31 protein-coding genes and 1 riboswitch are annotated in these 25,608 nt (G+C 63.5%); of the genes, 8 read left to right on the plus strand and 23 right to left on the minus strand.

Annotation, left to right across the window (positions count from 1 at the left end; genetic code table 11):
- Nucleotides 1-64: 64 nt before the first annotated feature.
- Nucleotides 65-832 carry an SDR family NAD(P)-dependent oxidoreductase gene (locus BJ6T_RS13285; RefSeq protein ID WP_014492885.1) on the minus strand — a complete coding sequence of 256 codons (768 nt, stop codon included), beginning with the start codon at nt 830-832 and terminating at the stop codon, nt 65-67.
- Between the two features lie 111 nt (nt 833-943).
- On the opposite strand from BJ6T_RS13285, the gene BJ6T_RS13290 reads away from it, so the two are divergent.
- Nucleotides 944-1,429, plus strand: coding sequence for a hypothetical protein (locus tag BJ6T_RS13290; protein WP_014492886.1), 486 nt, complete (start codon nt 944-946; stop codon nt 1,427-1,429).
- 121 nt (nt 1,430-1,550) lie between these two features.
- Here BJ6T_RS13290 and BJ6T_RS13295 read toward each other — a convergent pair whose 3' ends face one another.
- The 4 genes from BJ6T_RS13295 to BJ6T_RS13310 form a co-directional block, all read right to left on the minus strand.
- Entirely contained in the window at nt 1,551-2,189 is a 639-nt protein-coding gene (locus BJ6T_RS13295) for a hypothetical protein (RefSeq protein ID WP_028170645.1), read from the minus strand.
- A gap of 93 nt (nt 2,190-2,282) precedes the next feature.
- Nucleotides 2,283-2,534, minus strand: a complete 252-nt coding sequence (locus tag BJ6T_RS13300) for a hypothetical protein (RefSeq protein ID WP_014492888.1) — start codon at nt 2,532-2,534, stop codon at nt 2,283-2,285.
- A gap of 238 nt (nt 2,535-2,772) precedes the next feature.
- Nucleotides 2,773-3,033 carry a hypothetical protein gene (locus BJ6T_RS47140; protein WP_014492889.1) on the minus strand — a complete coding sequence of 87 codons (261 nt, stop codon included), beginning with the start codon at nt 3,031-3,033 and terminating at the stop codon, nt 2,773-2,775.
- Nucleotides 3,034-3,216: 183 nt separating this feature from the next.
- Nucleotides 3,217-3,600, minus strand: coding sequence for a RidA family protein (locus tag BJ6T_RS13310; RefSeq protein WP_014492890.1), 384 nt, complete (start codon nt 3,598-3,600; stop codon nt 3,217-3,219).
- A 505-nt stretch (nt 3,601-4,105) separates the two neighbouring features.
- Between BJ6T_RS13310 and BJ6T_RS13315 the strand changes: the two genes are divergently transcribed.
- Complete coding sequence (locus BJ6T_RS13315) at nt 4,106-4,540, plus strand: hypothetical protein (protein WP_028152303.1); 435 nt, start codon at nt 4,106-4,108, stop codon at nt 4,538-4,540.
- Nucleotides 4,541-4,644: 104 nt separating this feature from the next.
- On the opposite strand, the gene BJ6T_RS13320 is transcribed toward BJ6T_RS13315, so the two are convergent.
- The 3 genes from BJ6T_RS13320 to BJ6T_RS13330 form a co-directional block, all read right to left on the minus strand.
- Complete coding sequence (locus BJ6T_RS13320; RefSeq protein ID WP_014492892.1) at nt 4,645-5,340, minus strand: glutathione S-transferase family protein; 696 nt, start codon at nt 5,338-5,340, stop codon at nt 4,645-4,647.
- A gap of 11 nt (nt 5,341-5,351) precedes the next feature.
- The gene (locus BJ6T_RS13325) at nt 5,352-5,744 is read right to left on the minus strand and encodes a hypothetical protein (protein ID WP_014492893.1); all 393 of its coding nucleotides are present in this window, start codon (nt 5,742-5,744) and stop codon (nt 5,352-5,354) included.
- Between the two features lie 207 nt (nt 5,745-5,951).
- A complete protein-coding gene (locus tag BJ6T_RS13330; RefSeq protein ID WP_014492894.1) occupies nt 5,952-6,605 on the minus strand; it encodes a glutathione S-transferase family protein in 654 nt (217 codons plus the stop codon).
- Nucleotides 6,606-6,771: 166 nt separating this feature from the next.
- On the opposite strand from BJ6T_RS13330, the gene BJ6T_RS13335 reads away from it, so the two are divergent.
- Both BJ6T_RS13335 and BJ6T_RS13340 read left to right on the plus strand, forming a co-directional pair.
- Nucleotides 6,772-7,209, plus strand: a complete 438-nt coding sequence (locus BJ6T_RS13335; protein ID WP_014492895.1) for a VOC family protein — start codon at nt 6,772-6,774, stop codon at nt 7,207-7,209.
- A gap of 190 nt (nt 7,210-7,399) precedes the next feature.
- On the plus strand, nt 7,400-8,128 hold the full coding sequence (locus BJ6T_RS13340; protein ID WP_014492896.1) for an SDR family oxidoreductase: 729 nt from the start codon (nt 7,400-7,402) through the stop codon (nt 8,126-8,128).
- Between the two features lie 112 nt (nt 8,129-8,240).
- On the opposite strand, the gene BJ6T_RS13345 is transcribed toward BJ6T_RS13340, so the two are convergent.
- Nucleotides 8,241-8,753: a mismatch-specific DNA-glycosylase gene (locus BJ6T_RS13345; protein ID WP_014492897.1), complete on the minus strand. Its 513-nt coding sequence runs from the start codon at nt 8,751-8,753 to the stop codon at nt 8,241-8,243.
- A 111-nt stretch (nt 8,754-8,864) separates the two neighbouring features.
- On the opposite strand from BJ6T_RS13345, the gene BJ6T_RS43315 reads away from it, so the two are divergent.
- On the plus strand, nt 8,865-9,083 hold the full coding sequence (locus BJ6T_RS43315) for an HTH-like domain-containing protein (protein ID WP_080593854.1): 219 nt from the start codon (nt 8,865-8,867) through the stop codon (nt 9,081-9,083).
- Nucleotides 9,084-9,204: 121 nt separating this feature from the next.
- Here the strand turns inward: BJ6T_RS43315 and BJ6T_RS45515 are convergent, their stop codons facing one another.
- The 8 genes from BJ6T_RS45515 to BJ6T_RS13385 all read right to left on the minus strand — a co-directional run bounded on the left by BJ6T_RS45515 (nt 9,205) and on the right by BJ6T_RS13385 (nt 16,731).
- The gene (locus BJ6T_RS45515) at nt 9,205-9,759 is read right to left on the minus strand and encodes a hypothetical protein (RefSeq protein WP_014492898.1); all 555 of its coding nucleotides are present in this window, start codon (nt 9,757-9,759) and stop codon (nt 9,205-9,207) included.
- A gap of 123 nt (nt 9,760-9,882) precedes the next feature.
- Nucleotides 9,883-10,935, minus strand: coding sequence for a CBS domain-containing anti-phage protein (locus BJ6T_RS13355; protein WP_225894939.1), 1,053 nt, complete (start codon nt 10,933-10,935; stop codon nt 9,883-9,885).
- A gap of 165 nt (nt 10,936-11,100) precedes the next feature.
- Nucleotides 11,101-12,999, minus strand: coding sequence for a phosphomethylpyrimidine synthase ThiC (thiC, locus tag BJ6T_RS13360; protein ID WP_014492900.1), 1,899 nt, complete (start codon nt 12,997-12,999; stop codon nt 11,101-11,103).
- A 165-nt stretch (nt 13,000-13,164) separates the two neighbouring features.
- Nucleotides 13,165-13,773, minus strand: a complete 609-nt coding sequence (locus BJ6T_RS13365) for a thiamine phosphate synthase (protein WP_014492901.1) — start codon at nt 13,771-13,773, stop codon at nt 13,165-13,167.
- Complete coding sequence (locus BJ6T_RS13370; protein WP_014492902.1) at nt 13,760-14,542, minus strand: thiazole synthase; 783 nt, start codon at nt 14,540-14,542, stop codon at nt 13,760-13,762. The genes BJ6T_RS13365 and BJ6T_RS13370 overlap by 14 nt, the downstream gene beginning before the upstream one ends.
- Nucleotides 14,543-14,715: 173 nt before the next feature.
- On the minus strand, nt 14,716-14,913 hold the full coding sequence (thiS, locus tag BJ6T_RS13375; RefSeq protein WP_014492903.1) for a sulfur carrier protein ThiS: 198 nt from the start codon (nt 14,911-14,913) through the stop codon (nt 14,716-14,718).
- A gap of 7 nt (nt 14,914-14,920) precedes the next feature.
- Nucleotides 14,921-15,931: an FAD-dependent oxidoreductase gene (locus BJ6T_RS13380; protein WP_014492904.1), complete on the minus strand. Its 1,011-nt coding sequence runs from the start codon at nt 15,929-15,931 to the stop codon at nt 14,921-14,923.
- A riboswitch (TPP riboswitch) is annotated at nt 15,919-16,063 on the minus strand. Its footprint overlaps the gene before it by 13 nt.
- A gap of 134 nt (nt 16,064-16,197) precedes the next feature.
- Nucleotides 16,198-16,731, minus strand: coding sequence for a lytic transglycosylase domain-containing protein (locus tag BJ6T_RS13385; protein WP_014492905.1), 534 nt, complete (start codon nt 16,729-16,731; stop codon nt 16,198-16,200).
- A gap of 229 nt (nt 16,732-16,960) precedes the next feature.
- Here BJ6T_RS13385 and BJ6T_RS13390 point away from each other — a divergent pair, with 229 nt between their 5' ends.
- Nucleotides 16,961-17,161: a hypothetical protein gene (locus BJ6T_RS13390; protein WP_014492906.1), complete on the plus strand. Its 201-nt coding sequence runs from the start codon at nt 16,961-16,963 to the stop codon at nt 17,159-17,161.
- Nucleotides 17,162-17,168: 7 nt separating this feature from the next.
- Here BJ6T_RS13390 and BJ6T_RS13395 read toward each other — a convergent pair whose 3' ends face one another.
- Both BJ6T_RS13395 and BJ6T_RS13400 read right to left on the minus strand, forming a co-directional pair.
- Nucleotides 17,169-18,497, minus strand: coding sequence for an ATP-binding protein (locus BJ6T_RS13395; RefSeq protein ID WP_014492907.1), 1,329 nt, complete (start codon nt 18,495-18,497; stop codon nt 17,169-17,171).
- A 13-nt stretch (nt 18,498-18,510) separates the two neighbouring features.
- Entirely contained in the window at nt 18,511-19,275 is a 765-nt protein-coding gene (locus BJ6T_RS13400; protein ID WP_014492908.1) for a response regulator, read from the minus strand.
- A 180-nt stretch (nt 19,276-19,455) separates the two neighbouring features.
- Here BJ6T_RS13400 and BJ6T_RS13405 point away from each other — a divergent pair, with 180 nt between their 5' ends.
- Together BJ6T_RS13405 and BJ6T_RS13410 are read left to right on the plus strand one after the other, a co-directional pair.
- Nucleotides 19,456-20,043, plus strand: coding sequence for a hypothetical protein (locus BJ6T_RS13405; protein ID WP_014492909.1), 588 nt, complete (start codon nt 19,456-19,458; stop codon nt 20,041-20,043).
- 236 nt (nt 20,044-20,279) lie between these two features.
- Nucleotides 20,280-20,804 carry a PRC-barrel domain-containing protein gene (locus BJ6T_RS13410; protein WP_014492910.1) on the plus strand — a complete coding sequence of 175 codons (525 nt, stop codon included), beginning with the start codon at nt 20,280-20,282 and terminating at the stop codon, nt 20,802-20,804.
- Nucleotides 20,805-20,910: 106 nt separating this feature from the next.
- Here BJ6T_RS13410 and BJ6T_RS13415 read toward each other — a convergent pair whose 3' ends face one another.
- The 4 genes from BJ6T_RS13415 to BJ6T_RS13430 form a co-directional block, all read right to left on the minus strand.
- Nucleotides 20,911-22,122: an ABC transporter substrate-binding protein gene (locus BJ6T_RS13415; RefSeq protein ID WP_014492911.1), complete on the minus strand. Its 1,212-nt coding sequence runs from the start codon at nt 22,120-22,122 to the stop codon at nt 20,911-20,913.
- 288 nt (nt 22,123-22,410) lie between these two features.
- Complete coding sequence (locus BJ6T_RS13420) at nt 22,411-23,241, minus strand: ABC transporter permease (protein WP_014492912.1); 831 nt, start codon at nt 23,239-23,241, stop codon at nt 22,411-22,413.
- Nucleotides 23,238-24,500, minus strand: a complete 1,263-nt coding sequence (locus BJ6T_RS13425) for an ABC transporter permease (RefSeq protein ID WP_014492913.1) — start codon at nt 24,498-24,500, stop codon at nt 23,238-23,240. The genes BJ6T_RS13420 and BJ6T_RS13425 overlap by 4 nt, the downstream gene beginning before the upstream one ends.
- A gap of 34 nt (nt 24,501-24,534) precedes the next feature.
- Nucleotides 24,535-25,593, minus strand: coding sequence for an ABC transporter substrate-binding protein (locus BJ6T_RS13430; protein ID WP_014492914.1), 1,059 nt, complete (start codon nt 25,591-25,593; stop codon nt 24,535-24,537).
- Nucleotides 25,594-25,608: the final 15 nt, after the last annotated feature.

Genomic DNA, 25,608 nt, shown 5'->3' on the forward strand with positions numbered 1-25,608 from the left:
TGCCGCGAAGGTGCCGCGATTGGCACGGGATGCATAGCGATGCGGGCCGATTTTGCGCGCCCGCTCACACCGTCCGGTACCCGCCGTCCACCATCACGATTGTCCCCGTGACATAGGCCGACAGATCCGACGCCAGGAAGATCGCGGGGCCCACGATGTCGTCGGGCTTGCCGGTGCGCGCCAGCGGGGTGTGATCGACGAAGGCCTGCACCAGCGCCGGATTGGTCGCGCGCACGTTGGCGTTGATGTTGGTCTCGATGAAGCCCGGCCCGATTGCGTTGACGCGCACGCCTTCCTTGCCGAGCTCGACCGCAAGTGCCTTGGTGAAGCCGAGCACGCCGTGCTTCGAGGTCGTGTACGCCGCCGAGCTCGGCGTGCGCAGATGCACGAAGGACTGGATCGAGCCGATATTGACGATGCGGCCCTTGGCGGCCCGCAGCGGCGCGAGGAACGCCTGCGTCACGTTGAAGACGCCGTTGAGGTTGAGCGAGATGATGTCGTTCCAGTCCTTCGCCACGGTCTCCGTGTCCGCGGTGAAGGCGTTGCGGCGGGTGATGCCGGCATTGTTGACGAGGATCGAGACCTGGCCGACCTTGTCGGCGACCTGCCTGGCGAGTGCAAAGCAGTCGTCACGCTTCGTCACATCGAGCGCAAAGCTCTCGGCCTTGCCGCCGGCCTTGCGGATCTCCTGCGCGGCCTCCGCGACCGTGTCGGCGTTGACGTCGAGCAGCACCACTTGCGCGCCCTCGCGGGCGTAGCCGGCCGCGATCGCCCGGCCGATGCCGGATCCGGCGCCCGTGATGACGGCGATGTGGTTTGCGAGCAATGCCATGACAATTTCCTCCCGGATTCGTTTCGAAGTTTCATGAAAGGCTAACTCGAAATTAAGGGGTCGGAAACGGCCGGCTTGGCATACTGATCTTCATTGCTAAACGTTGCGCGCATGATCGGACGGCTTGAATCCTGGAAACTCGCTCTCGAACGCCTGCGGGCGGCGCAGCCGGCCGACTGGGCCGAGGCAGGCCGGCTCGTCGCCGAGATCGTGCGCATGAGCACGGATGCCACGCTGCGCCAGGCGGCCGAGCAGGCGCTTCCGGTGCTGCGCCAGGCCGCGGACAATGACGATCACAGCGTCACGCTGGCGGCCCAGCGCCGCGTCGGCGTGATCCTCGAGGTCGTCCATGATCTCACTGCGCCGCGCTTCGGCCGTCGCAACGCCATGCCGAAGCAACTCTCGAGCGAAGATCGTGCCCGCAGGATGCTCGGCCTGCCGCTCGCCGTGCAGCTCACCTGCGACGACATCAACCAGGCCTACCGCCGCGCTGCCAAGGGCAAGCATCCCGACCAGGGCGGCAGCGCGCAAGCCTTCATCGACCTCGCCGCCGCACGCGACATCCTGATCCATCCCGGCGCGCACAAGGACGCGTAGGGAGGCGACATCTCGTAGGGCGGGCAAAGGCGCACTTGCGCCGTGCCCACCGTCTTCGTGATGGTTGAAGAATGGTGGGCACGCTTTGCTTTGCCCACCCTACGGAGTGAGTTCGCGGCGCTCAGCTCTTGTTCACGCAGCTCGGATAGGGCGCGGCTTCGCCTGACACGATCGGGCAAAGGGCGATCGGGTTGAGATCGTTCAGGCGCGTTTGCCAGCGTTCGTCCCTGACCGGCGGCTCGTCGGTCTCGGGGCCGCGCTCGGCCCATTGGATGGTGTAATAGTCGGTGCTGCCCTTCAGCGTGATCAGCAGCACGGTTTCGCTGTGCCGGGTGGGGCCGCTGTCGATGCGGCCGCAACCGATCACGGCAGCGAAAGCCTCGAAGCGGCCGAACGTCATGGCGCCAAGCGGCTGTGCCGCAAAACTGTCGGGGCAGGCCGATCTGAAGCCGCCGGCGATCGTGCCCGCGAAATTTTCGGGCGATGCATCCGGCTTCAGCGTCATGCCCTTCTCGCCGGTGACCGTGATCATCTGCGTCCAGCGTTCTGGCGTCTCGCCCTTGACGACGGCTTCGCGGATGTAGTGGTCGCCTTTGGTGTTCTCGAACACCACCGCGAAATTCGACGGCATCGCGAAGCTGACGAGCTGGCCGAAGATGGACGAGATCACGCGGAAGGATTGCGGGGCCTGCGCCGGCGCCGCGGAGACGAACGCGAACGACAAGGCGAAGATGGCTGCCGTCGTGGTGAGCGTGCGCATCGACTGATCCCGCAGGAATTGGATGGAAACGCGAACGGGCAAGGATGCTAGCATCGCATCCTTGCCCGACCCTTGTCGTCCGCCGATCGAATCTTACCAGGTGCAGTGACCGGCCTTCAGCGCATTGTCCTTCAGCACGAGCGCGTCGAGGAAGGTCGGCACGGTCGTGCTGGCGCGGTGATAGCCGGCCGGCCACGGCGCGGTCGGGATGCTCTCGTCCCAGATCTGGCAGAAGCCGGTGTCCTGCCAGCGGATCAGGTGATAGCTGGCTTCGGCAGGGCTCGCGGCGACGAAGGCAGTGACGGCAAGACCGGCAGCAGCACACAGCACGGAAATACGACGCATGATCAGCTCCTCAAATGAAAGATGTGATGCGCCTCCCGACAATGAAGGGAGGGGTTGTGTGGAGCGCTTTTGGGGATGCGCCCCGGACAAGATGTGAGTAGTTCCGTCGGCTGATCAGGTTCAAAGCGTGCGCGCAGGAAATGCGTCATTTGAGCCTCAAAAGCGAGCGCGCGGCTGCAAAGGAAAAGGGCGGGTCGCTCGCGCGGCCCGCCCTCAAAATCAAATTCGTCGGTGACGCTCAGAGCGTGCAGCGGCGCTCCGAGCGCATCTTGATCTGGAGATCCGAAGCCGCGGTGAAGGTCGGGACCGGCTTGCTGACGACCTTGTAGGTCGACGCGCCCCACTGGAACGGCTTGTACTTCAGCTCCTCGTTCCAGACCTGGCAGATGCCGGTGTTGTCCCAGCGGATCACGTAATAGCCGGCTGCTGCCGACGCCGGCACGGCAAACACGGAAGAGGCGATGCCGGCAACGGCACAGAGGGCGAGCACGCGACGCATGAAAAATCTCCTTGTCGGGAAGTGTGACCCGAAAATTCGTGCGGTAAAAGCAGGTCCCTGGCAAGCCGAGGGGCGGCCGTTTCACGGATATGTCAGAGGGAGCCGTGCACTTGGTTCGGCCGAGTGCTCGGCAAGACACATACGCCAAGGCACATGCGGCAAGACACATGTGCTAAGCGTGGCTCATTTCGCCAGTGATGCAACCGCCTCGATCTCGATCAGCATTTTCGGATCGGGCAGTGCGTGCACGACGCAGGTGGTGCGCGCCGGGTAGGGCGGCGGGCCGAACGCGCCGGCATAGAGTGCGTTCATCGCGGCGACGTCGGAGGCGCGCGTGAGCAGAACGTTGACCTTGACGAGATCGCGGACCGTCGCGCCGGCTTCGTCCAGCACGCGCCTGATGTTGACGGCGACGTTGGCGAACTGCGCATCGAAGCCGTCCGGCAGCGCGCCATTGCCGTCGAAGCCGGGAATGCCCGAGACGAACAGGAGATCGCCGGCACGCGTGGCAAAGGACAGCGGCGGCGCCTTGACGTGCGGCGGGGGTGCGAAATGCTGGATCGACATGGGATCACCTCGGATGGAACGGTCGCGTCGCCCGCACGAGCGTAGCGACATGCGGGGGAGTTGCAATCGGCATTGGGGAAGGCGGGCAAAACAAAAAACGCGAAAACAACCCCATGCACAGTAGAAATCGTCAGCGTTTAAAATTCGGTATAGCCGAACAATTCGCTTGCTCCGTCGGGCAAAACAGGGGCAGGATGGCATCATGGCGGTGGTGCTCGTTTGCGAGGACTCTTCCTTCGCCTCGCCCCGCTTGCGGGGAGAGGTCGACGCGCTCGGCAGCACACTTGCGCGCCTGAGCGCGGCGGGTGAGGGGGCCGCGAGTCCAACTCCTACCGCTTATGCCGAAGCAGCCCCTCACACCAACCCTCTCCCCGTAAGAACGGGGCGAGGGAGCGCACCGCACACGCCCCACATCGCTCCATCATGTTGCCGCCGCGATCCATCGGATACATTCGCCGCATCTGATTCGAATCCTCCCTTGAAAAATAGCCCCCGGAGACGCCCCATGAAGCTCGCTACCACCTTCCGCGCCGCGCTGGTCGCCATTGCCGCTCTTGCCGGCCTTTCGACCTCGGCGATGGCCGACGGCGGCACCGTGGTGCTGACGATCTACAAGGCGGGCTGGATCATCGGCGGTTCGGGCGGCTCGGGCGTGCTGAACTTCCGCGGCCGCTCCTATGGGCTCTCGACCGGCGGGCTCGACTACGGCCTCGTCTTCGGCGGCTCCAAGACCGTGCTGCGCGGCCGCGTCTCCAACATCAACCGCCCCTCCGACGTCGCCGGCGTCTATGGTGCGGCCGGTGCCGGCCTTGCCGTCGGCCGCGGCGCCCGCGCCATCGTGCTGACCAACCAGAAGGGCGCAGTGCTTGAGCTGTCGGGCTACCAGACCGGCCTGATGGCGAATGCGGACCTGAGCGGGCTCGCGATCACGATGCGGTAGGACGCGAGGCATCAACGCCGTCATTGCGACAAAGCGAAGCAATCCAGAATCCGTCCGCGATAACAGTCTGGATTGCTTCGCTGCGCTCGCAATGACGGAATGAACTACTTTCCACTCACCGCCGCATGAATCCGCTCGCAATGCGCGACGAGATTCTTGTGCGCATCGACGAAGGCCTTCAGCGGCGTCGGGATCGGAAAATAATAGATGTTGGCGATGAAGCCGTAGATGCCGGCATCACAGCTGGTCGGCGTCGCGCCGTGGACGAAGCCCGCGGCGGGAACGATCTCCGCCAGCACTTCCAGATCGGCCAGGCCCCGCGCGTAAGCCTGCTCGGGCGTGTAGCGGCCGATGCCCTGGTAATGATAGCGCTGCGAATTATACGCCTTCGCCTTCTCCAGTCCCTTGGCAGTGAGTTGCGGATGCTGCGCGATGAAGGCGTCGCGGAATGCCGGATAGAACCGATCGTCCTTCCAGCGCGAATACGACATCACCCAGTAGAGATCGTCCAGCATGCGGGTGACAAAATGATTGGTCCGCCGCGCGTCCTGCGACAGCGCGGCATCGATGGTCAGGCGATATTTGGCGATCGCATGCGCAATGATGGTCTCGCTGTCGCCGATGGTCTCGCCGTCGTCGACGACGTAAGGCAGCTGCCCGCGCGGCGCGGCAGAGGCATCGAAGACGTGCTCGTGCACGAACGGCACGCCTGCGAGCTTCAGGAACGCGTAGAGCTTGAGGCCGTAACCGTTGTTGTCGGCGACGCCGAACAGTTCCGGGTAGGAATAGAGCGTCAGCATGGTTGCTCCCTTCAGCGCGATGGCACCTTGGCGTGTTGCTCGGTCGTGGCCGCTTGCACGGCCTTGCCGGCGCGGATCATCAGGAACGCGCCGGAAGACCCAGGCAGCTGCCAGCGCCCGTCGATCTCGGTCGCCTCGGCGTTCACCGTGCCTTCGTAATGGACCGTGTCGTAGCCGTAACCGGGCGGCTCGTAGTGTTTGACGAACGAGACCGCGTTGCCGGAGCGCTGCCCCGCGATCGAGGCGTTATGGGTTCGCTGCGGGCATCGCGGGTTCGAGCAGGGCTCGGTCACGCTTCCGCTGAGCGCGCCGCCGGTTTCGACCAGAGTTGCGGTGAAGGTGACCATTCCGGTGCCCGGTTGAATGTAGCTGCCATCCCAGACGCCGGAGAGATCGTCGCTCATGGCAGTGCCTTCCTGGGATGATGCGGGCCGGTTGATATCAGGCTCTTCCACCTCAAGTGGTATCGCCGGAGCGACGGGCTGGCAACAGTCCTTGCGCATAGTCCTTGCGCATTGTGCGCAGCGTCATTCGATCGGAGGACGCCCGGCGTCGCCCGTTCGACGTATGAGATCGGAGTGATGTACCGGCTTCGGTGAGAGGCGCGGCCTCTATTGGCCGGTCGATGCGGCGGTGAACACCGCAAGCTGCGCATCGAACGCCCGCCGGAACGCAGGCCGCGCTTCGCCGCGGGCGACGTAGGCGGAGAGGTCGGGATATTCCTCCAGCAGGCGAGACGCGTTCAACCGGCGCAGCACCGTCACCATCATGAGATCGCCGGCGCTGAACGCGCCGTCGAGCCACTCGGTCCCGCCGAGGCAACGGGACAATTCGCCGAGCCTGATACGGACGCGATCCTTCAGGATCGGCAGGCGCTCCTCGTACCAACTCTTGTCGCGCTCGAACAGCATCGCCATCCCGAACTCGACGATCGGCGGCTCCAGCGTGTTGAGCGCGGCAAACATCCACGCGATCGCGCGGCTCCTCGCATTCGCATCCTTTGGCAGCAATCCATCATGGCGTTCGGCGATATGGAGCACGATCGCGCCCGACTCGAACAAGGCGAGATCGCCGTCCTCATAGGTCGGAATCTGCCCGAACGGATGCAGCGCAAGATGGGCGGGGTCCTTCATCGCCGCGAACGACACGAGGCGGACGCCGTAGGGCCGGCCCACTTCCTCCAGCGCCCAGCGAACCCGCATATCGCGCGCCTGCCCCTTGCCGCGGTCGGGCGAGCTTTCAAAGGCTGTGATGGTGGGAAGCATCTGGCGGCTCCGGGAGTGATCGGGTTGCAATCAAAGAACGAATGGCCGGCTCGGGTTCCGACAGGGACGCCGCAAAAAGTCCTGCGCCCGTGTCGGAACAGCGTTCCGCCGCTCGTCCTCGGAGCGATGGTCGCGCGTCCGGTCCAAGACAAAAGGATACAGTTTCATGACGTCAATCACGCCGTTCCTCTGGTTCGCCAACAACGTCCCGGAAGCCGTCGCCTTCTACAAAGCGGTGTTCCCCAACGCAAAAGTCGAGACCGTCAGCGACTCCATGGCGGTGTTCGAACTCGAAGGCCAGCGCTTCCACGCGCTCAACGGCGGGCCGCAATACCGCTTCACCGAGGCGGTCTCGTTCTTCATCAGCGTGGAGACGCAAGCCGAGGTCGACTACTTCTGGAGCCGCCTCACTGCCGATGGCGGCGAGGAATCCAGCTGCGGCTGGCTCAAGGACAAATTTGGACTGTCCTGGCAGGTGATCCCGTCAGCGCTCGGCCGCTATCTCGGCGATCCCGACCGCACCAGAGCGAACCGCGTCATGCAGGCGATGCTGCAGATGCAGAAGATCGTGATCGCGGATCTGGACAAGGCGTATGCGGGGTGAAGGACGGACGGCGCCGTAGGGTGGGCAAAGGCGCGCTCTTCGCGCGCCGTGCCCACCGTGCTGCCAGATTTGTGGAGAGATGGTGGGCACGGCGCAAGAGCGCCTTTGTCCACCCTGCGAAGCCGGCGATCCGCATCGCCAATTCGCCTTGCATCGCTATACTGCCGACCATCAGCAGGATGGTGACCCCATGGGAAACGAATTGGAAGGCAAGGTTGCTGCCGTGACCGGGGCCGGATCGGGCATCGGGTTGGCGAGCACTGAAGCAATGCTGGCCGCGGGCGCGCGCGTGGTGATGGTCGACCGCGACGAGGCCGCGCTGACGGCGCTCGGCAACAAGCATGGCGACGCCGTGATCCCGCTGGTCGTCGACCTCCTGGATCCCAGGGACTGCGCATCCTTGCTGCCGCGCGTCCTGGAGAAGGCAGGCCAGCTCGACATCCTGCATGCCAATGCGGGCACCTATGTCGGTGGCGATCTGGTCGATGCAGACACTACAGCCATCGACCGGATGCTGAACCTGAACGTCAACGTCGTGATGAAGAACGTGCACGACGTGCTGCCGCACATGATCGCGCGCCGGAGCGGCGACATCATCGTCACGAGTTCGCTGGCGGCGCATTTTCCGACGCCCTGGGAACCGGTCTATGCGTCGTCGAAATGGGCGATCAACTGCTTCGTCCAGACGGTGCGGCGCCAGGTCTTCAAGCACGGCATTCGCGTGGGCTCGATCTCGCCCGGCCCGGTCGTCACCTCCCTGCTCGCGGACTGGCCGCCCGAGAAGCTGAAGGAAGCCAGGGACTCCGGCAGCCTGCTGGAGGCCAGCGAGGTCGCTGAAGTGGTGATGTTCATGCTGACCCGGCCGCGCGGCATGACCATTCGCGACGTGGTGATGCTGCCGACCAATTTTGATCTTTAGGACGCATGCTCTTGTAGGGTGGGCAAAGGCGCGCTCTTCGCGCGCCGTGCCCACCGTTCTACCGGATTTGTGGAGAGTTGGTGGGCACGGCGCAACGGCGCCTTTGCCCACCCTACGCAGCGATCCATGCCGCCAGCTCGCGCCACGGCTCCAGCGTCCAGTGACCGGACGCAGCGCCGGAGGGCGAGGGCAGCACGAAAATCTCCGGCAAACCTGCATCGCGCGGCTGCCGCCCAAGCGCAATCACGCTCGACGGCCTGCCATAAAACAAGCTCGCCGCCTTCTTGCTCGTGAACGCAATCGTCATCGGCCGATATTTTTCGATCTTGGCCCTGAACCCCGGCACGTCGATCGTTTCAGCCGCGATCTGGTGATCCATCCCGGCGCCTGACTTGGAGAGATCGGTGAAGCCGATCCCGAGCTCGATCAAGCCTGCGAACTCGCCCGGCTGATAACGCCGCGGCGTGATGCCGGCCTCATGGATCGCGCGCCAGAAGCGGTTGCCGGGATGGGCGTAGTAGTGCCCGAGTTCGGCCGAGCGCGTGCTGGCGGCGGTGCCGACGAAGACGAGCAGGAGCTTGGGACGGAGCTGGTCGGGGAGGCGGTGAGGGGAAGAGGCGGGCAAATCAATAGCTTATAGGTTGCCGATTGCATATGAAAGCTCAACTGGTCACTAATGTGCTTATTCCACTCGTGACAGCAACAAACAGATCAAGCGGTAGGGGGGGAGCTTCCCGTGACCATTCAGGAGTTGGCGGACCAGTTGCGCCAAGACTATTTCACCTCTGAAGAAGGCAAGAAAGTAATAGCCATTCACTTGTTCGGAATTCGGTGGGCGCGCGAACTCGAAGGGATGTCTTGTAAGGAAGTTGCTGTCAGAGCTGGAATCCACGAATCGTATGGAACGGAGATCCGAAAGGGAGCTAATTTAGCCGATTATGTCTCCATTCGATGAGCTGTCGACGAATCTCAAGCTTGGGCGGTTCTAGCCCGCATGAGTAGAGCGACATGCGGGACAACAAAGACCTCGGATGTCGTTGCGCTCACCCCGACTACGCTTGCTTGCCGACAAACTCTCATTCAAGTCCAGGTGGTCGCTCCTCAAATCTTCCTTTGTCAAAATACTCTCGCACATCCGTATCGAGTGGCTCGATCGCCCAAAAATGCCGTCTGTCACGTGCAATGAGGTTGACGTGGTAGTTCTCGTGATAGTCGTCTGGGTCGCCGCGGCTTTGTTCTTCCATTCTCCTGTTCATCAATGGCAAGCGCTTCGCGTGGTCTTGAAAATTGAAAAGCGCATCAGCCTCGATGCGCTTGTATTGAGCGTGGCGTGAAACCCAGACTTCGTATCTTGCCCCAGGCAAATAGTATCCAAGCCGCTCAAGCCACAGTCGATGCCTGGCCCAACGTTGTCTGATAGCCCCGGAGCCCACATAGATTAGCGGGCTAGATAGAGAACTTGAATATCGAATTGCAAATGGGGGCGACAGCCTCACCAGATAGATTGCATTCTTCCAATCCCATGGTGTCTCAAGCGAAGAGTTTCGGCAGTACAGTTTTATGTTCCTCCAGTCGTTCTCAATCAGAGGAATTTCGGTTGCCATCCACCATGGGGGAAGCTTGATTGACATTTGGGGCGTCCCGGCGCGAGTAGGGAAATTGAGAATCAGAATCAGCGATATGCGGGTCCACCACTAACAGTCTCGGGTATCCCTTTGCTCATCCCGGCTGCGCTTGCTGACTCCTGACGATGCTTATTGAGACAGAATGATATTTTGAATCTTGTTTAGGAACGCTTTGAAGTCGCGCAAGCTTTCTAGTTCTTTAGGAAGCACTCCATCTGAGTCAAAGTGCATCACGTCGTTGCGAACTTTTCGTATGTTGTCTAAGTCCTTGCAGAAACTCACTCTGTCAATTGCAAGGCCAAACTGCTTCCAGCGATCCGGGTTCTCTAGTAGTCTTAAATATTCGCCGAATGCCAGATCATCGGGGCCGTTGATTTGTCGAGAGCTGTCGCCGGGATCTCGAATCCCTACCAAATCTTCAGTACTAAAACGATCCGCTATCAGGCCCCGCAGCAGGTTCTCGATTTCGCCGAGAAGAAGGAAAGGCTCTGCAAGCAGCTGGAATTGCTCACTCAAGTCACTGGCGGTGATTATCCCGGTTATCCTGCCATCCTCGCTTCTTACCAATACATATTGGTGCGTCACGATAACTGGAATCGCATCAAAGATAGAGAAGCTGCTTCGCATTTCGTGATGGGGCTCCATAAAATCGCGAGCGCGTTCTCCGGGCTTCGATAACGCGAGCCGAGATCCGATGGAGGTCCAAGTGATGACACCTTTAACCTCTCGATCGCTAGTCATCACTGGAAGTTGGGAAAAGTTCTTTAGGAGTAGGAGCGCGACAACCTCAGCTAACGTACCATCTGGCTTTACGCTAACGATGGATTGGTTCGCGGGACCCAGTTTACTGATTCTGTACGTAGGGTCTCTCCGAACCCAATCGGCATTTGTGACCGCGTCTGGTCTCGCTTCTGCTTCAACTGCAGCCACGACTTCTTCGCCCAGCCGCGATGGCGCGACTTGCTCCACGTCCTCGACCAATGGAATCAGTTGGAGTTGCGAGTCAATGAAGTTTGACTCAAAGTCCGGTATCGTTAGGAGTCTGTAGTTCTCTAACTCACGGCGAATTTGACGAACTATCGAATATCCACGTCGTTGGGCGCCAAACCAAGATAGAAACTCTCGCGTTGTGACAGGTGGAGGCGGTTCACCGCTCGCGGCCGCTTCCGCAACCTTTGCCAAGTAGGGATTCATGGGTAGGCACAAACCAATATTGAAAATGCAATTTTTAGCATAGTAGAGTTATTAAAAATTAGCAACTAAAAATTGAAACAGCCGAGCGTCGGCTCGGCTGTTTCACTATCAAGGTTGCTCCGAGGCTAGCAAGGAGTCGTGATAAAGAACCCCTCACAACACCCGATTGCTCTCCTTCACCTTCTCCGCATCCAGATAAACGCTGCTGCCCATCTCCTTGAACTTCTCGCTCATCCTAGCCATCCCGTCCTCGGCGGTGCCGCTGATCGACATGCCCACGCTGTTCGGATCATTCAGCGTCGCCGCGTAGTCGCGGACGTCTTGCGTGATCTTCATCGAGCAGAACTTTGGCCCGCACATGGAGCAGAAATGCGCGACCTTGTGGGCTTCCTTCGGCAGGGTCTCGTCGTGGAAGTTCTTGGCGGTGTCGGGGTCGAGGCCGAGGTTGAACTGGTCGCTCCAGCGGAAGTCGAAACGGGCGCGGGAGAGGGCGTCGTCGCGGAGCTGGGCGGCCGGGTGGCCCTTGGCGAGATCGCTCGCATGCGCGGCGATCTTGTAGGTGATGACGCCCACCTTGACGTCGTTACGGTCGGGCAGGCCGAGATGCTCCTTCGGCGTGACGTAGCAGAGCATGGCGCAGCCGAACCAGCCGATCATGGCGGCACCGATGCCCGAGGTGATGTGGTCATAGCCCGGCGCGATGTCGGTGGTCAGCGGTCCAAGCGTGTAGAACGGCGCCTCGCCGCATTCCTTGAGCTGCTTGTCCATGTTGATCTTGATCTTGTGCATCGGCACGTGGCCGGGGCCCTCGATCATCACCTGGCAGCCCTTGTCCCACGCGATTTTCGTGAGCTCGCCGAGCGTCTCCAGTTCGGCGAACTGCGCGCGGTCGTTGGCGTCGGCGATCGAGCCGGGGCGCAGGCCGTCGCCGAGCGAGAACGAGACGTCATACTTGCGCATGAGGTCGCAGATCTCGTCGAAATGGGTGTAGAGGAAGCTCTCCTTGTGATGCGCGAGGCACCACTTCGCCATGATCGAGCCGCCGCGCGAGACGATGCCGGTGACGCGGTTGGCGGTGAGGTGAATGTAGGACAGGCGCACGCCGGCGTGGATGGTGAAGTAATCGACGCCTTGTTCGCACTGCTCGATCAGCGTGTCCTTGTAGAGCTCCCAGGTCAGCTTGACGGGATCGCCGTTGCACTTCTCCAGCGCCTGATAGATGGGAACGGTGCCGATCGGCACCGGCGCGTTGCGCAAAATCCATTCACGGGTGGTGTGGATGTTGCGGCCCGTGGAGAGGTCCATCACGGTGTCGGCGCCCCAGCGGATCGCCCACACCATCTTCTCGACCTCTTCCTCGACCGACGAGGTCACCGCCGAGTTGCCGATATTGGCGTTGATCTTGGTCAGGAAGTTGCGGCCGATGATCATCGGCTCGAGTTCGCTGTGGTTGATGTTGGAGGGGATGATGGCGCGGCCGCGCGCGATCTCGCTGCGCACGAACTCCGGCGTGATGAAGGCGGGGACAGAAGCGCCGAAGCTTTCGCCGTCGGCGAGCGCGGCCTCGGCGCGCTCGAGCTGCTGCTTGCGGCCGAGGTTTTCGCGGGCGGCGACGTAGATCATCTCCTTGGTGATGATGCCGGCGCGGGCGAATTCGAGCTGCGTGATCTTGTGGCCGTCCAGCCCGCGCAGCGGCTTGTGATAGGCCGAGAAGGCGCGCGCGGCCTTGTCGGTGGAGACGCTGCCATTGTCCTCCGGCTTGATCTGGCGCCCCTCATACTCCTCGACGCCGCCGCGTTCGAGCACCCAGGCCTTGCGGCCGCGGGCGAGGCCGGCGTTGACGTCGATCGTCACGGACGGATCGGTGTAGGGGCCCGAGGTGTCATAGACCGGCAGGTTCGGCTCGCCGGCGCCTTCCGAGAGGATGATTTCGCGCAGGGGCACGCGGATGTCGGGCGCAGCGTCCGGAGACGCGAAGATCTTTCGCGACGAGGGCAGCGGGCCGGTGGTGACGGCGGGGACGGTCTTTTCGGGGTTGGAGCGGATGTTCATGGGGTCCTCCGGTTTAATTCTGTTGTGCGTGCGTTTGAGCGACGGCGGTGAATTCTTGCTCCGTCATTGCGAGGAGCACTTGCGACGAAGCAATCCAGACTGCCTCTGCGGAGAGACTCTGGATTGCTTCGCTTCGCTCGCAATGACGGGTGGAGAGAGCGTGCATCATGCCGCCTCCGCAGGTAGGCCGAGCCACTGGCGCACTCGCGCATCCGGGTCGGCGTTCTGCGTGACATCGGAAACCACGGCGATGGAATCGGCGCCGGCGGCAAAAATCTCCGCGGCGTGCTCGAACTTGATGCCGCCGATCGCGACCAGCGGGATGCTGCCGATCCGCTTCTTCCATTCCGTGATCTTCGGAATGCCCTGCGGCTCGAAGCGCATCGATTTCAGCGTGGTGAAGAAGATCGGGCCCAGAGCGACGTAGTCGGGGTCCGCGGCGAGCGCGGTCTCGAGCTCCGCGTCGTCATGGGTGGAGATGCCGAGCGACAGGCCGGCCTCGCGGATGGCTTGGAGGTCCGCATCGGCAAGGTCCTCCTGGCCGAGATGCAGATATTTTGCGCCGGCGACGACAGCCGCGCGCCAATAGTCGTTCACGACCAGCTTGGCCTGCGTGTCCTTCGTGATCGCCAGCGCGTCGGTGACGATCTGGAGCGCGTCGGCGTCGTTGAGGTCTTTCGCGCGCAGCTGGATGGTGCCGACGCCGAGCCTGGTCAGGCGTTCGACCCATTTGAGGCTGTCGACGACGGGATAGAAGCGATCAGGATACGGCATGCCAGAACGGGGTCCCAACGACAGGGGTGGAGGGGGAGGCGAAGTCGCGGGCGTTCGTCAGCCCGGCTTCGTAGGCGGTGCGGCCGGCATCACAGCCGAGACGGAAGGCATTGGCCATCGCAACGGGATCGGCGGCCTTTGCGATGGCGGTGTTGAGCAGCACGGCGTCGTAGCCGAGCTCGAGCGCCTCGGCCGCATGCGACGGCGCGCCGATGCCGGCATCGACCACCAGCGTGATGTCGCGCAGCCGCTCGCGCAGCAGTTTCAGCGCGTCGCGGTTGGTGATGCCGCGGGCCGAGCCGATCGGCGCAGCCCAGGGCATGACGACCTTGCAGCCGGCATCGACCAGGCGGTTGGCGACCGAGAGATCCTCGGTGCAATAGGGGAACACTTCAAAGCCGTCCTTGATCAGGATGGTGGCGGCTTCGACCAGACCGACGACGTCGGGCTGCAGCGTGTCGTTGTCGGCGATCACTTCCAGCTTGATCCAGGACGTGCCGAACAGCTCGCGCGCGAGTTTTGCGGTGGTCACGGCTTCGCGCACGCTGCGGCAGCCGGCGGTGTTCGGCAGCACGCTGACGTCGAGCTCACGGATCAGATTCCAGAACGCGTCCCCGGTCTTGCCGCCGGCGGCCTCGCGGCGCAGCGACACCGTGACGATGTTCGAGCCGGAGGCACGGATCGCCGCCTGCATGATCGCGGGCGAGGGATACAGCGCGCTGCCGATCAGCAGGCGGGAGGGGAAGGTTTTGCCGTAGAAGGTCACCATGTGGGAGGTGTCTCCATGATTGATGCTGTCATCCCCGCCTAGTGCGCAATTGCGCACGGGGGCGGGGATCCAGTATTCCAGAGGCCGTGCCGTGATACGGCGAAGCCACGGCGTACTGGATCGCCCGGTCAAGCCGGGCGATGACAGCGGAGTATTTGGAGAGAGCAGCATTTTCACCCTCCCTGCCGCGGCGTGATGATCTCGATCTCGTCACCGGCTTTCAGTGCCGTCTCGGCCCAGCGGCTTTTCGGCACGACGTCGTAATTGAGCGCGATGGCGAAATGGGTGCCCTCGTAGTCGAGCTCGCTGAGCAGCGCGTCGACGCTGGCCGAGTTCACCTCGCGCTGTTCGCCGTTTACGATCACAAGCATTGGACGATCACGCGCATTGCATCACCTCATTGTCGATCTGGCCGCGCTGGACGTATTGCAGCGTCAGTTCGGCGAGCGCCGGCGCGATCAGGAAGCCGTGGCGGTAGAGGCCGTTGACGGCGATCCTCTCGCCACGAATGCCGATGCGCGGCAGATTGTCGGGGAAAGCGGGTCGAAGGCCCGAGCCGAATTCGACGATCCGCGCCTCGCCGAAGGCCGGATGCACGGCATAGGCCGCACCCAGCAGCTCCAGCGCGGAGCGCACGCTGACGCCGGTGTCCTCGGCCTCGATCGAGGTCGCGCCCAGCATGAACAGGTTGTCCTCGCGCGGGATGACGTAGAGCGGCCAGCGCGGATGGATCAGCCGCACCGGGCGCGCCAGCCGCACCTCGCCGGTCTCGATCAGAATCATCTCGCCCTTGACGCCGCGCAGCTCGCCCTGCTCGTCGCGCGCGCCAAGGCCGCGGCAGTCGATCACGATGCCGTCGAGGTCTTTGGCGGAGACGTCGCTATCAAACTTGATGGTGCCGCCGGCGGCGCGGATGCGCTCGTGCAGCTTCGGCAGCACGCGGCGCGGCTCGACATGGCCCTCGGTCGGGAAGAACAGCGCGTCGCGGAAGCGGCCCTCCAGCGACGGTTCGAGCTCGGCGAGGCCGGTCGCATCGAGCCGGCGGTGGCCTTCGGTCATCCGCGCAAAACGCTCGAAATCGTTGCGCTCGCGCGGGTGAGCGACGACGAGCGAGCCATTGAAGGGCGTGTCCGGCAGCTCGCGCCGCCAGATGTCCAGGGAGCGCTGCCCGAGCCTGGAGATGATGGGTTCGGCGACCTCCGCCTCGCACCAGGGCGCGAGCATCCCGCCGGCCCAATGGCTGGTGGAATCGGTCATCGCGGCGTCACCGCGCTCGTGTAACGTCACGGCATGGCCGGCCTGCGCGAACAGCAGCGCCTGCCACGCACCTGCAATGCCTGCGCCGATGATGGATACCGGGGAATCCGGTCGCTTGGTGGTCTGCAACATCCCTGTCCCTTCGCCGGCATGACCCGGATCAGGTTCAAAGGGTCACCGCGGTCCTGGGCCGGCTTGCTGAAGTGCAGGCTTGCCCATTTAGCGGTATCTCAGCTCCTCCTCGGAGCACCCCTCGGAACGGCTCTAATGTATGCCAGTGGGACGGGGTGGTCAACGCGTTAGCAACAAGGCTGTCATTCCGGGGCGATGCGAAGTATCGAACCCGGAATCTCGAGATTCCGGGTTCAGTCCTGCGGACTGCCCCGGAATGACTGCGGTTAGTGAGGAACCTGCGCCCGCGCATTGCGGACGCCCTGGGCCAGCTTCTTATGCGGCGCCGTCCCGAAAATCGGCTGCGGATTGCCGTTCGGCTCGAGCCAGATGTCGCCCATATTGGCGACCTGCACGGCCTCCTGACGCTGCCGCTTTGCAACGTAGTAATAGCCGCCCGCGAAATAACGCACGGCTCGGGCGTGGTCGCCATTGGCGGCGCGGTAGGCGCCGGCGAGGTATTTGACGGCGTAGGTGAGGTTGGTGTTGGGATCGCGCAGGCCTGCGGCGTCGCCGGTGTAGCCGACCCCGCGGGCGGTCGCGAGCTTGATCTGCATCAGGCCGATGGTGCCGCCGCGGCCGATCAGGCCGGGCTGATAGCGGCTCTCGCGCATGATGACGCGATGCACCAGCGCTTCGGGCACGCCGTTGGCGCGGGCATGGGCCGCGACCATTTCGGCATATTCGGCTTCGCCCGCGAATGCGGCCTGCGGCAACATCAGTCCGGCCGCAGCGAGCACTGCAATACACAAAATTTTCATTGAATTATTCCTCGGCAGAACGAACCTGCACCCTGCGCGTTAGGCCGAGGGAACACGGCGATGATGTGGCGAAACGCCGCCAGCGGCGATTTTCGCGGGGCCGTCGTTTTTACGACTCAAACCCAGGTTAGGATCGCAGCTGGCGATGTGCGTTACGCGACAGCAGGTCTGTCCATTCGTGCATTCGCCCAAAAATCGCTACTCAAAACCAGCATTCGGGAGGACGTCCATGACCCGAGCAAACATCGGCGACATCCCCAAGCAGAACCCCTGTGCGCAATGTGGGGCACCGATCCCGTCTCCGGACTGGATCGAGCCGGGCGAAGGCCGCGTTTCCTATCTCTGGAAATGCCACGCCTGCGGCTACCGCTTCGAGGCGGTGGCGATCTTCCATGAGCATCCGATCGAGCATCCGCCGCTCGCCGCCTGAGGCGTGCTTACGCCGCCCGCCGCGGCTGCTGCCACACCGGCAATTGCATCCGTACGATCAGCCCGTGCGGCGCGCGGTCGTGCAACGATAATTCGCCGCCATGAGCAATCGCGATCGCGCGCGCGATCGACAGGCCGAGCCCGAAGCCGGTATGCTCGTCCATGGTGCGCGCGTCGTCGCCTCGCGCGAACGGCTCCAGCATCTCCTGCTTGCGCGCGTCCGAGATGCCGGGGCCGTCGTCCTCGACGTCGATCACGAGCCTGGTGCCTGATACGTCGAGGCGGATCGTCACTTCGGCGCCGAAGCGCACCGCGTTCTCGACGAGGTTGGTAACGCCGCGGTGCAGATCGTCGGGCCGCGCGGCGGCCGTCGCCGAAGCGGGGCCGTCATAGTGCACGGCATGACCCATGTCGCCGAACTGGTCGGCGATGACCTGGAGCGTGCTGGCGATGTCGACCAGCGTCACCGCCTCGATCTTGCGGTCGTTGCGCAGCAGCGACAACACGGACTCCAGCATCGAGCGCATCTGGTCGAGATCGATCAGCATGCGCCTGCGGTTGCCCTCGTCCTCGATGAATTCGGCGCGCAGGCGCAGCCGGGTGATCGGCGTTCGCAGGTCGTGGCTGATCGCCGCCAGCATCCGGGTGCGATCCGACATCAGCCGCGCGATCCGCTCATGCATGCGGTTGAGCGCGCGCGCGACCGAGCGGATCTCCTCCGGGCCGCGCTCGGGCAGCGGATCGGCCGTCCCGTCCAGGCTGAAATTCTCGGCGGCCCTCGCAAACGAGGACAGCGGCGCGGCCAGCGCGTAGGCCGCCCACAGGCCGAGCATCGTGACGCTGATCAGCGCGAACAGCAGCGTGATCATCCAGGGGCCGCCCCAGAACCGCGGCGGATGCGGGCCCTGCTCGACGCGGCCTGCGATCACGCTGCCGTCGGGAAGCTCGACCGCGACGCGGTGCACGCCGAAATTCGGGGCCAGCGCGATCACCTTGTACTGATGGCCGAGATGCCGGCGCACGTTGCGCAGATGCGGGCCGTCCCTGTCGTCGGCGACGGAGAAGGTCCCCGGCGCGAGGAGCTCGATGCCGGCCTTCGGAAATGCACGCACGATATTGGCGAGGATGCGCGGCCGCTCGCTCGCATCCGTGCCGTTGAGCAGCAGGGCCGCGTCCGCGAGCTGATGGGCGGCGTCGGGCGGCGGCTCGGCCCGGTCCGGCCGGCTGATCAGGAAGCTGGCGGTGAGGATCAGATGCAGCGCGACGATCGACGCCACCACCAGCGCGGCGATCTGTCCGCCGATGCTTTTGAGGTGGAAGAAGCGGAACGGCGTCATGACGACCGCTCCACTAGCTGCTCAGGGTCGCCGCGACCGCTTCATTGCCAGCTGCCTCAGTCCCGGCCGCTTCGGTTCTGGGCGTGAACAGATAGCCGCCGGAGCGCACCGTCTTGATGATGGTGGGATCGGCCGGATTGGGTTCGATCTTGCGGCGGATGCGGCTGACCAGCACGTCGATCGAGCGCTCGAACGAGCCGGTGTTGCGCCCTTGCGTGAGGTCGAGCAGGCTGTCGCGCGACAGCACGCGGCCGGGCCGTTCGCAGAACGTCCGCAGCAGATCGAACTCGGCGCTGGTCACCGCGACGCGCGCGCCTTCCGGATTGCGCAATTCACGCAGGCGCAGATCGATGCGCCAGCCCTCGAAGACGAGCGTGGAGGCGCCCTCGATCGAGCTTGCCGCCTGGGCAGCGGCCTGACGGCGCAGCACCGCGTTGATGCGCGCTAGCAGCTCGCGCGGGTTGAACGGCTTTGGCAGATAGTCGTCCGCGCCCATCTCGAGGCCGACGATGCGATCGACGTCCTCGCCGCGCGCGGTCAGCATGATGATCGGCGTCTGCGCCTCCGAGCGTACCTTGCGGCACAGGCTCAGGCCGTCCTCGCCGGGCAGCATGACGTCGAGGATGATGAGGTCGACCCTGTGATCGACCAAGGCACGCGACATCTCCCGGCCATCGCTCACAGTGGTGACGTTGCAGGCGTTGTTGCGCAGGTACTTTGCAATCAACGTCCGGGTTTCGCGGTCGTCCTCGACGACCAGGATGTTGGGATTGGCCATGCGCTTTGTTTGTCCAAGATTCGGGCCAAATGGCGAAGATATTTGTTTCGGATTGTTTCTGCCTGTCCGGGCGCAACAGCAGGCAATACCCGGGCAGGGAAGCGGCAAGGTCTCGTTAAGGCCGCCAACCATACCGTGGCGGTGTCGCTTACGAAACCCCGCAAAAGCCACGGAGCCATTATGACCTCGATTTCGGCGGCCTCCGCCGGTAACTACCAGTCGCCCCTGCAGCGGCTTCAGCAGCAATTGCAATCGGACGTTTCCGACGGCACGATCTCGTCGTCGGACCAGTCGGCGCTCTCGACCGCGCTGACCGACATCGACACCGCCTTGCAGTCGAGCCGATCCGGCGATCAGTCGAGTGGCACGCGTCCCTCCAAGGACGAGGTGAAGTCGAAGATCGACGATCTCATCGCCAACGAAGTGTCGAACGGGACGCTGACCTCGGACCAGGCGGACGAACTGAAGAACGTGTTTCAGTCCGCTTTCGCCAAGGGGCCCGGCGGCGCCGGCGGTCCCGGTGGTCCGGGTGGTCCCGGTGGTGCGGGCGGACCGCCGCCCGGTCCGCCGCCGGATGACAGCTCGTCGGATTCGTCCTCGACGGACTCGACCAGCAGCACGTCGACCAACACGACCACGGCGGACATTCTCCAGCAATTCCTCCAGGCGCTCCAGCAGTCGCAATCATCGAGCGCGTCCTACGGTGCCAACGGCAGCTCATTCGGCGGTTCGGATTTCTCCGCACTTCTGATCGACTTCAAGAGCTGACCTGAGCGACGCAGGTCGGCGCGTTCCTCGCCGCGATCGTGCTTCACCCAGGGCGCATGATCGTCGGCGGGGAACTGTGCATCAGGAACGTTCCTCATCGAACGTTCCTGAGTGACGCAGGAACTTCATCGCGGCGCAGCGCCATCATCGCGTGACGAAATTGCCGCAGAAAAGGAACTGCGGATGATCGCCGCTGTTCTCTCCGCATAAGCTTTCTGTTGAAGGAGAGGACAACAATGTTGATGAAATCGATCGCCGCCGGCCTTGCCGGCACCGCACTGCTTGCGACCGTTGCGTTCGCGCAAAACCCGACCGCCACCACCGACAAGGCAGCGCCCGCGGCCACAACCACCACGACGACGACGACCGCGTCGGGCGAGTGGCGTGCCTCGAAGATGTCGGGCCTGAAGATCTACAACGACGCCAACGAGAACATTGGCTCGATCAACGACCTGCTGATGGATAAGAGCGGCAACATCAAGATTGCCGTGATCGGCGTCGGCGGCTTCCTCGGCATGGGCGAGCATCTGGTCGCCGTCCCCTACGAGAAGCTGAAGTTCGTCAACGAGGCCGTCGCCTACACCGGCACGGGCGCGAAGCCTGCGGCGACCACGACCACTGGCGCTGCGACCGGCACCGAGAAGACCACGACGACCACGACGACCGCTTCGTCCACGTCGAAATGGTATCCGGACCATGCCGTGTTCAATGCCAGCAAGGACGAGCTGAAGAACATGCCCGAGTTCAAGTACTCGGAGTAATGCTGCTCACGTGACGGCCGAAACGAAGCGCGCCCGGTTTTCACCGGGCGCGCTGTCGTGTCTTTCTTCTCACCTCTCCCTGCACGCGGGGAGAGGGAGAAGATTCTCAGTGCGTCACCAGCGGGCAGCCACCCTTGTCGAGGGGACGGAAGGCTTCGTCGCCGGGGACGGTGGCGATCAGCTTGTAGAGGTCCCACTCGCCCTTGGACTCCTCCGGCTTCTTCACCTCGAACAGATACATGTCGTGCACCATGCGGCCGTCGATGCGGATCTTGCCGTTCCTGGCGAAGAAGTCGTTGACCGGCGTTTTGCGCATCTGTTCCATCACCTTCGGCGCCTCGTCGGTCTTGGTGGCCTCGATCGCCTTCAGATAGTGCATGGTCGCCGAGTAGAGACCGGCCTGGATCATGGTCGGCATGTGACCGACCTTCTCGTTGAACCGCTTCGAGAAGGCGCGCGTCTCCTCGTTCATGTCCCAGTAGAACGCGTCGGTGACGATCAGGCCTTGCGTCGCCTTGATGCCGAGCGAATGGGTGTCGGTGATCTCCTGGAGCAGCGCGATCATCTTCTGGCCGCCCTGAACGAGTCCGAACTCGGCCGCCTGCTTCAGCGCGTTGGTGGTGTCGCCGCCCGCGTTCGCCAGCGCGACCACCTTGGCCTTGGAGGCCTGGGCCTGCAGCAGGAAGGACGAGAAGTCCGAAGAGTTGAGCGGATGGCGGACCTCGCCGAGCACCTTGCCACCGCTCTCCTTGACCACGTTGGCGGCGTCGCGCTGCAGCGCCATGCCGAAGGCGTAGTCGGCGGTGACGAAGAACCACGTGTCCTCGCCGCGCTTCACCATCGCCTTGCCGGCGACGTTCGACAGCGCATAGGTATCGTAGGTCCAGTGCACCGTGTTGGGCGAGCAGGCGACGCCGGTGATGTCGGACGAGCCGCCGCCGGAATTGATGTTGATCTTGTTCTTCTCGCGCGTCAGCGCCGAGATCGGCAGCGCCACCGAGGATGTTGGCACGTCGAAGATCGCGTCGACCTTGTCGTTGTCGTACCAGTTGCGGGCGATGTTGACGCCGACATCGGGCTTGTTCTGGTGATCGGCGGCGACCACTTGCACAGGCTTGCCGGCGACCTTGGCGCCGTAATCGGCGACCGCCATCTCGACGGCGGCGAGCGAGCCCTTGCCGGTCGCGTCCGCATAGAGGCTCGACATGTCCGTGAGCACGCCGATCTTGACGACGTCGTCGGAGATCTGCGCGTGAGCCGTGCCTGATGTGGCGGCGAGAGCAAGACCGGCCGCGACAGCGGCGATGAGTTTTTGCATGTGTTTCTCCCTCAGCGTTGTTGTTTGGGTTTTGTTGCGGGGACCGTTGTAGCGACAATCGGTCGCGGCGGCAAAGCCCGAGATGCGCGAGGAGGGTTGAGAATAAGTAGGGGGCTGCGGTGTTCTTACCCTCTCCCCTTGCGGGAGAGGGTGGCTCGCCGCGATAGCGGCGAGACGGGTGAGGGGTTCTCTCCGTGCGCTATTCACTAGCGTTGTGTGCGCGGAGAGAGACCCCTCATCCGGCGCTTCGCGCCACCTTCTCCCACAAGGGGAGAAGGAAGAAGAAGATCAGGCGCTGCTGCCCTTGAGCCGTTCGTTGCGTCGGCGCAGGCCTTCCAGGGTGGCGAGCAGGATGACCGATACTGTCGTCAAGATCACCGCCGCTGCCGTGATGGTCGGGCTGATGTTCTCGCGGATGCCGCTGAACATCTCGCGCGGCAGGGTGCGCTGCTCCGGACCCGCCATGAACAGCACGATCACCACCTCGTCGAAGCTGGTCGCGAAGGCGAACAGCGCACCCGACGCAAGGCCGGGCAGGATCAGCGGCAGGATCACGCGGCGGAACGCATAAAGCGGCGAGGCGCCGAGCGAGGCAGCGGCGCGTGCCAGATTGGTGTCGAAGCTTTGCAGCGTCGCGCCGACCGTGATCACCACAAAGGGCGTCGCCAGCGCGGTGTGGGCCAGGATCAAGCCGAGATAACTGCCGGTCAGTCCGATCGGCGCGAAGAAGAAATACAGGCCGACCGCGGTGATGACGCCGGGCACGACGACCGGCGACAGCACGAAAGCCAGCACGAGCGGTTTGAACCGGCTCTTCCATTGCGCCAGCCCGAGCGCGGCCAGCGTGCCAAGCACCATCGACAGCAGGGTCGAGGCGACGCCGATGATCATGCTGTTCTTCAGCGAGTTCATCCAGCGCGGTGAATTGATGAAGTCGTCGTACCAGCGCAAGGAGAGGCCCGGCAGCGGATAGGTGAGGTACGAGCCCGAGCTGAAGGACAACGGCATGATCGCAAGGATCGGGGCGATCAGGAAGATGAACACCAGCGTGGAGATGACGATGGTCGCGATCCACGCGATGCGCTGGCTGGGCGTGAGGAGGGAAGAATGATCGCTCAATTCTTCATTCCTCCCGTGACCTGCTGTCCCTGCACCAGCTTGCCGTAGACGAGCGCGAGCAGAACAGTGGCCAGCAGCAGCACCGCACCCAACGCGGAAGCAAGGCCCCAATTGGCCGTCTCGGTCGTGTAGAGCGCGATGAAGTAGCTGATCATCTGATCGGCGGCGCCGCCGACGAGGGCCGGCGTGATGTAGTAGCCGAGCGCCAGGATGAAGACGAGCAGGCTTCCCGCGCCGATGCCGGGCAGGGTCTGAGGCAGGTAGATCCGCAGGAAGGCAGTGGTCGGTGGCGCGCCGAGCGAGGCGGCGGCACGCATGTAAGCAGGCGAGATCGCCTTCATGCTGCTGTACAGCGGCAGGATCATGAATGGCAGGAGAACGTGGGTCATGGCCACGCAGACACCGAAGCGGTTGTAGATCAGGCGCAACGGCTCGTCGATGATGCCAAGCCAGTGCAGGCTGTCGTTCACGACGCCCTTGCTCTGCAACAAGACGATCCAGGCGCAGGTGCGGACCAGAAGCGACGTCCAGAACGGCAGCAGGACGAAGATCATCAGCAGGTTCGACCGGCCCGGCGGCAGCGCCGCCAGCAGGTACGCCACCGGGAAGCCGAGGATCAGGCAGAGTGCCGTGACGCCGAGGCTGATGAGGAAGGTGCGGGCGAAGACGTTGCGGTAGATGGCCTGGTCCGGCGGCGCTGCGACGATCGCACCATCGACGTTCCGCGTCAGGTCGAGCGCCGCCAGCAGATAGAAGCCGGTCACCGGACCACTGGCATCCTTGATCGTCGTCCAGGTCGTGCGTTCGCGCCAGGCCGGGTTGATCTTGCCCAGTGTCGCCCTGGCGGTGCCGGGCTCCGGCGCCGCCTTCAGATTGCGTGCCGTACTGGTCAGGATCGTACGAAAACCGTTCAGGGCATAGTTGAGCCGCTTGGCTGCGATGGCGATGGTGCCGGAGGCGCGCGCTGCCAGGATGTCGCTTGCCAGCGCTGCAAAGGCCTTTTCATCCGGCAGGTCCTTGCCGTCCCAGTCGGCGAGAGCCGTGACGGTTTGCGGCAGGACCTGACGCACCTCGCGGTCATCGACGGCGCGCCACAGCATGCCGGCGATCGGGCCTGCGAAGGTGAAGAGCAGGAAGACGAGAAGCGGCAGCACCAGCGCCAATGCCCTGACCTGGCGTGTCCGCTCCGCACGCCTCAATCGGCGCTTGAGCGGCACCTCGGTCGACGCATTGGCGCCGGGCAAGCGCGCATCCGTCATTGGTCGAGCCTTGGATCGAGCCTTGCGGGGCGCGTTATTTCGCGGCCCATTTGTTGAAGCGTTCGGTCAGGCGGTCGATGTTCTCGAGCCAGAAGCCGACGTTGATCTCGACCGCGTTCTTGATGTTGTCAGGCGCTGTCGGCAGGTCCTTCAGAACCGCGGGCGCGAGCAGGCCGGCTGCGTCCTTGTTCGAGGTGCCATAGGCGATGTTCTGCGACAGTTTTGACTGGTTCTCCGCCTTGCCTGCGAAGTCCAGGAACTTGTAGGCCGCGTCCTTGTTCGGGCTGCCCTTCAGGATGACCCAGCTGTCGAGGGTGAAGAGCGCTCCGTCCCATACGATGCCAAAATTCTTCTTGTCGTTCTTGTTCGCGGTGTCGATGCGGCCATTGTAGACCGAGGTCATCGCCACCTCGCCGGAGGCGAGCAATTGCGGCGGCTGGGCGCCGGCCTTCCACCAGACGATGTCGCCCTTGATGGTGTCCAGCTTCTTGAACGCGCGCTCGACGCCCTCGTCGGTCGCCAGCACCTTGTAGACGTCCTTCGGTGCGACGCCATCGGCCATGAGGGCGATCTCGAGCGTGGTCTTCGGGCCCTGACGCAAGGCACGCTTGCCCGGAATCTTCCTGGTATCGAAGAAGTCAGCCCAGCCGTTGGGGGCCTGCTTCAGCTTGTCCTTGTCGTAGCCGAGTACGAAATCGTAAAGGATGGCGCCGACGCCGCAGGGATTGACTGACGGCGGTATATAGGCGGCCTCGCCGCCGATTTTGGAATAATCCATCTTCTCGAACAGGCCTTCCTCGCAGCCGACCGCGAGTTCGTCGCTCTCGACCTGGACGAGGTCCCAGGTGGCGGCACCTCCCTGCACCTTGGCGCGCAACACGCCGACGCCGCCGTCCCAGGACTCGTCGTTCATCGCGACGCCGGCTGCTTTCTTGAACGGCTCGAAATAGACCTTCTTCTGGGCATCCTGATAGGCGCCGCCCCACGACACGACGGTGAGGTCACGCGCCTGCGCGACCGTGGCCAGCGCGGCGCTGGCGCTGAACGCCACGGCGAACCCCAGAGCAATCTTGCCAGTCTTGCGCTTCAGCATGGTCCTTGTTCCTTC

This window comes from Bradyrhizobium japonicum USDA 6 (genome assembly GCF_000284375.1).
GTDB lineage: Bacteria > Pseudomonadota > Alphaproteobacteria > Rhizobiales > Xanthobacteraceae > Bradyrhizobium > Bradyrhizobium japonicum.